Source organism: Edwardsiella piscicida (assembly GCF_001896205.1).
Lineage (GTDB): Bacteria > Pseudomonadota > Gammaproteobacteria > Enterobacterales > Enterobacteriaceae > Edwardsiella > Edwardsiella piscicida.
The window spans coordinates 992572-998860 of the sequence record NZ_MPNU01000001.1 but is presented as its reverse complement, the minus strand read 5'-3'; the positions used below and the strand labels follow the sequence as shown (position 1 = coordinate 998860).

The window sequence follows — 6289 nt, the reverse complement described above, 5'->3', positions numbered from 1 at the left end:
TGCCATCAGCCGCACGACGCCTGCCGAAAACCTGAAATTTATGCACCGAAAAATCGCACTGGAACAGCAGCGCCCGGCATAAAAAAATCGCCGTAAATCCCCGCATTTTTTCTCTAAAAAGCCATGCATGCATAGCGTGCATGGTTTTGCATGCGCCTTACGATATTTTCTAACCCTCGCCGCGCCAGTCCTGGCGCGCCCTGCGTCATCTCATGCACCTGCATTAAAAGCGCCCCATGAAGCGGGCAGGCGAGGCGGGGATAGCATTGCGCGCTAGCACTAAGAAAGAATTTAATTTTCTCTTTTTAATGCTTGTTATGAGATCTCAAATTTCTTAGTAATACTCTCTATTTTACTAAGAGCAGGCAAATAATCTTCCATGCCTTTTTTCTCGACCAAGAACCTCAAAACATCCTCATATGCAAGAGCTTCTGTTGAATATTTACACTTACTAAATTGTCCCATTGAATTTTCAGCATCTTTGGCAAGTGATGAATCAGCTGGTGCGATCCCAGATGCCATTAAAAATAATCCAAGCCGTAATTTTTTATTAGGATTCAGTTTTGATAATGGAATTAATTTAACATATTCAACAAGTATATTTTTTACTGGAGCGTTAGCGATCAAATATAACTCATATATAATAGTTTCTATAGAACGAGCTTTATCATCATCTTTCATGTTTGATAATTGCATCACTAATGCTTTTGCCATATCTTTATCTTTATACGTTATTTTTAATTCTTTAGCGACCAAGAAAATATTTTGAACTCCTTTTGTTATAAACGCTATTCTTTCGGAGCCATTTATTCTCCCCTCAGCTAACTTAGCAACTATCAATATAACCACTTTTTCTACGAAATCCTTATTATATTCTAATAGCAGTCTATTAAAACCTAAAGTAATGAAATCGTCTATAGCCTCAATTAGCTGAATAGAGTTAGCATTGTGGCTTAGCAACTTAATAACCATGTCGTAAACAATGCTTTTATGGTTTTCAATTTCTTTTGAATTCGAAATTAAAAACAACAGCTTAACAATATAATCATCACTCTTACTGTAAAATTTATTGTCAGTAATATACGACTCTGTTAAATTTATAAAAACACGATCTACTAACCATCGAGCATCATCATCACATACATCTAATGACAAGTAGCTCCTGTTTCTGATATTTTTAAAGTATTCACGTAGTTTTTTGATTTCAATATACTTTATGCAAGAAAACAACTCTTCCTTTTTCAAAGTTATTCTATCTTCTTTCTTTTGCTTAGTGATGATTATTTGGATAAATTTATTAATGGCATATCGAAACTCTTTATATACGTCAATCAAGAATCCATTCTTCATTACAAAATTAACTAAATTCATATGCAAAAATTCAGGTTTAAATTCCTCTGAATCCCAAGAGAACAAACTATTACTATTTCTCCTATCCTTAGCTTTTATCAGAAGTGAGTCAATAGTATAATTAAAATTGAAGAGATAATTGAAATTAACTAACTCTAAAACCATCGACACTGAACGCCTTATTTTTCTAGGAAATCCTTCAAAAATCTCAAGAATATTATTCGACTCGATTTCATTATATTTATCATTCGTCGAAAAACCATATTTCAACTGATGCAGGATAACATTTTGATTAAATAGGGTAAGCAGAAGTGAAGCATAATTTTTAAGTTTTAGATCATAAGATATAAGATCTTCTGATGCCATGTATGCTAATTCATTGTGTCCATTTTGATAGAATACATATGGATCAATGCGGTCATATGTAAGGTTAATTGATGACCTGCCTTTTCTAGTATAATCAAATTCCTTTTCATAGTTAAAATCAAAATGAATATTATTCAATTCACTATCATTGCCCTCACTAAACACTACAGCATTTTCTTTCTTTTCATCTATAATTATCCCACTTATATCTGCCTTTTTTAATATATTAAAAATAGGTTCTAACTTATTAGTAATGTATTTATTTTCTTTTTCGTCATTGTTTTTTACAACCATCACAAATTGTGAGTAAATACCTCTCAAACTTTCATTAAAATCAATCGTTACTTCTTTAGTATAAAAATACAAAAATGCGCGAGGTTTACCATCCATGTTGGTGTAAATCAAACCACAATTAGTCAAACTTTTGATCACCTGCTCTGCAAGTATTCCCTCAAGTGTATTTAGGGGCAACAATCTATTATGAACTTGCTTAATTATATTGTTAGGCGAAACATTGGAGATATTTTTGTTTTTAATTAACAGCAAAAAATTATATAACTGACTGGTATAGTAATTATTGAAGTGATCTACCGCAGATTTATCATCTAATACTATGGTTGTAATTCCATGACTTAGCAAATATTTAGATTGAGCAGGATCTGCTTTGAAAACCACTAAGAACATTGGTGGCCTAACATTTGAATGATTCTGAGTCCATTTGATAATTTGCTTAATATCAAAATCATTATAAGAGTACCCAAGAAACAAGACGGTATGTGTAGATAAAATGCTCTTAATATAATTTGAAACTAATGGGAAGTTAAATTCGTAGTTTATATAGTCATCTTCTTTGAACACGATGTTATGATTTGAGAAATCTCCGTGCATTTTAATTAATTTTTTATCTAAACTAGATTTCATTAAATCTTTATCGTTTGCGACCAAGCCATAAATATAAGCATTATCACGAATAACACTTTCAAGTATACAATCCCAATTTGTTGTTATGACGACATGAGGGTTAACTTCAAAAATCAGCTTATGTATTTTTGAAGGAGGTATATCTGAAGGGAAAAATGACTTTATTTTTTTATAATACAAGTGTTCCCCGAACTCTAAGAAATATAATTGCGCAATTTTTAAGTAGTCAACTTCATAATCAATATTTAACTCTGCTTTTAACTCTTCAATTAGATCGCCCCAGCTGGGTAATTTTATTATTTCATTTTCAGACGATTTTGAAACGCCAGCACCAACAAATATTGCAAGTGAATCTTCATCAACAGCATTTAAGATAGTATCAATGTGTTTATTGTTTATGCTCATTTTACATTCCATAAATAGTCGGAATACCATTGCAACATATTTGCACGCCTCTCAATATATAAAGCGTGGTTGTATGTTCCACGTATACTATTCTTATCAACGTGCGCTAGTTGGGTTTCAATCCATACTGAATCAAAACCTTTTTCATGTAACAACGTGGACATCATATGTCTAAATCCATGTCCTGTTAGCTTTCCATCATAACCTAATCGTTTGATAGTTTGGTTAATGCTTGCTTCACTCATAGGTTTGTTCGGATCGTTCCGCCCTGGAAAAACATAACGATAGTTCCCTGATATGATCTTGAGTTCATTAAGTAAATCTAACGCTTGAGTCGATAATGGCACAAGGTGCGCCCTACGCATTTTCATCCTTTCAGCAGGAATTTCCCAAATAGCGTTATCCAGATCAAACTCTGACCACAATGCCGCACGTAGTTCGATGGTTCTTACACCCGTAATCATCAGTAATTTAGTAGCGATCTGGATAAGCCGACTTCCTGTATAACTGTCTAAAGCACGCAGAAAATCGGGTATCTCATCAGCTTTCAGGAACGGAAAATGATTGGATTGATGTACTTCGATGGCACTGGAGAGATCAGCTGCAGGATTGTACTCCGCCCGACCCGTTGCAATTGCGTAGCGAAACACTTCGGAGCATCGCTGCCGAACTTTGCGCATTTTTTCTAATGCACCGCGCTTTTCAATTTTTCGTAGCACGTTAAGCAGTTCTAGCGGTTTGATTTCGCCTATTGGTCTCGTACCCACGTAAGGAAAAATATCGTTCTGAAACGCTTCCATGATGTCAGAGGCATATCCTTCCGACCATTTAGCAGACTTCATTTGGTGCCACTCTGTGGCTATCTTTTCGAAGGCGTTCTCTGACTCTGTTTGCAGAGCCAGCTTTTGCTCTTTTCGAACCTCGCTAGGGTTCTTTCCTTCCGCCACAAGTTTTCTAGCTTCATCACGACGGGAACGCGCATCGGCAAGTGTTATGATTGGATAAACACCAAGGGAGATCATTTTGGGTTTACCGGCAAAACGATAATGGAACCGCTAGCTCTTGCTTCCATGAGGTTCTATAAGCAATGACAAGCCTTGCCCATCCCCAAGCGTATAGGGTTTATCTTCAGGCTTAGCGCGGCGAATCTGCATATCGTTTAAAGGCATGAGTATAGGAATCCAAGACCGAACAGGAACATATACACAATCCTATACACATTCCGTATCGGATTCTACTGGATGGTTACGGACGACGATGGACTAAAAAGCAGTAAAATCGTTATAAATCAGGGTTTTTATGGATGAGTATGGACGTTTGAGTAAGTTGAGATGGTGCCGATAATAGGAGTCGAACCTACGACCTTCGCATTACGAATTCTAAGAATCACATTTTAACACAAGCAATTACCGCACTATGCCGCGCTCACACCGTCCCAAATGCGAAAGGTTGATAAGCCATGAAACCACAGTCCAACGGATGGTAGTCCCAGAACTGTCCCACATTTTAGGGCGTCCATGCCCCACCCCAATCACTCAACCAGCCGGCTTTGGCGGCCATGCGATATCAGGAGCCGCCGAGGTATCAACTGCCTGAACCGCCTTGATGTAGGTCATCCAGGTAATCAGAGCAGCTTTATCGCTATCGGTAATCATGCCGAGTTGCAGCTCCGTCTGCCACAAGCCAATCTTCTCTTGAGCTTCACTCAGTAGGAGGCTCTTTTTCTGATCAGCAAGTTCCACATTAGCAGCATGCTGAGCATTGAGATCGGTAACCCATGCTGTACCATCCCACGCATCGTATGGTGTGCTTGGCTTTATCAGGGTATATCCTGGCTTTATGTCACCAAGATACGTGACTTGCGATGACTCACCAGTTGACGTTGAATACACAGTATCCCCCCTGTGATCATCTATGTATTCCCAATGAATGCCATTAAAAATAATAGATTTGCCATACGTGACTTCTGGAGGTGTTAACAGCGTAGAGTGTCCAGGTATTCCGGTTCCTTCCAAAACCCTAACATCGTATCTGCCGGTAAATTCCATCGTTTCAATTGAATATCCATAAACAGTAACAACAGTGGTTTCTTTTGCGTTGCCATTTGTATCAAACATTATTTCGCCCTCACAATCATGTTCCAAGCAACGTTCTTCATTCGCGTTTCTGTCGATGTGCGTACACCGGGAGCCCGAGACATATCAAACCCTAAAACCTGCGCATTGTTTGCTGCATTATTTGGTGATCCACCGGACTCGCTCCCTCCATTATAAAGAGCACCCGTAGCACTTACAGGACCATCGCGCCATGAATTACACTTAAAGGTTCCAGTTACATTTTGCAGCGCGTCCTCTTGAACAGACAGTAATCCCCTTCCAGGGTCGATGCCTCGACTGTTGTCCCATCCGCGGTCTGTATATCCACGCATATCAACAGGAAGTGTGTTACTGGGAAAAAGATCATGCAATAGAGGGTATTTTAATGGATCAAAAGATTGTGCCATCCACGGAATAAACTCCATGCCACAGTCTGGCCAGATCTCATGTGGCATTTGAGAACGGCTCCATGGGATAAGAGAGCCAATAAGCGGAGAGCCATATTTAAATGTTACAGGCTCACAAACAGCGCTGTACTGGACAGCCCAAGGTTTAAACTGTGGTTGGTCACTCCACTTTGTTCTAACAGCTACCTGCCCAATATGTGAGATATATGTTTGTGATATTACACCACCATCAGAAGCAACATACATCACTCCATAGTTATAAAGCGGAGCACCAGCAAAATTAGGGAAATCAGATATAGATGCAGGGTCTGTGATGGATACCTGATATATTCCTGAGATAGAGCAACTGGAAAAGTCACCACTAGACAAAATTTTGACAAACTTCTTAGAGAGCGCATTGCTAGCGAGATCAACAGTTTTATTCAATTTAAGGTTTGCGATAGCAATAGCTATAGCATCATCCCCATCTGAATTAATATCTCCAAATGGATTTTTACGGCTCAGGAATATTTTTCTTAATGCCATAAGCACCTGGGTCGAATCATCAGGAGAGAGGGTTATTCCAGCTGACTCTACGATGTTAGCCAACTCTTCTTGTATGGCATTAAAAGCGGCGGCCCGCAGTCGTGTTGCAGCGATGCCACCAGCAACATTGCCATCTGTATACTGGCCACTTGATGTTGCTGTAGGTTCAACTTGCCCGATTCTGAGCATAAATCATCCTCACTATATTAAGCGATAAAA

At 38.5% G+C, this 6289-nt stretch carries 3 protein-coding genes and 1 pseudogene; all 4 read right to left on the bottom strand.

Annotated features, from left to right (window positions below; genetic code table 11):
* Window positions 1-315: 315 nt before the first annotated feature.
* Complete coding sequence (locus tag BRD58_RS04515; protein ID WP_073381768.1) at window positions 316-3042, bottom strand: SIR2 family protein; 2727 nt, start codon at window positions 3040-3042, stop codon at window positions 316-318.
* A pseudogene (locus BRD58_RS04510) lies at window positions 3039-4211 on the bottom strand (tyrosine-type recombinase/integrase). The gene BRD58_RS04515 and the pseudogene BRD58_RS04510 overlap by 4 nt, the downstream one beginning before the upstream one ends.
* 366 nt (window positions 4212-4577) lie before the next feature.
* Window positions 4578-5159 carry a tail fiber assembly protein gene (locus tag BRD58_RS04505; protein WP_073381765.1) on the bottom strand — a complete coding sequence of 194 codons (582 nt, stop codon included), beginning with the start codon at window positions 5157-5159 and terminating at the stop codon, window positions 4578-4580.
* Window positions 5159-6259 (bottom strand): hypothetical protein, encoded by a 1101-nt coding sequence (locus tag BRD58_RS18320; protein WP_321970048.1) that lies wholly within the window; start codon window positions 6257-6259, stop codon window positions 5159-5161. The genes BRD58_RS04505 and BRD58_RS18320 overlap by 1 nt, the downstream gene beginning before the upstream one ends.
* Window positions 6260-6289: the final 30 nt, after the last annotated feature.

What these genes read in the sequence shown, in the direction of transcription:
- BRD58_RS04515 (WP_073381768.1), bottom strand. Translation starts at nt 3,042, where the DNA reads ATGAGCATAAACAATAAACACATTGATACTATCTTAAATGCTGTTGAT.
- BRD58_RS18320 (WP_321970048.1), bottom strand. Translation starts at nt 6,259, where the DNA reads ATGCTCAGAATCGGGCAAGTTGAACCTACAGCAACATCAAGTGGCCAG.
- BRD58_RS04505 (WP_073381765.1), bottom strand. Translation starts at nt 5,159, where the DNA reads ATGTTTGATACAAATGGCAACGCAAAAGAAACCACTGTTGTTACTGTT.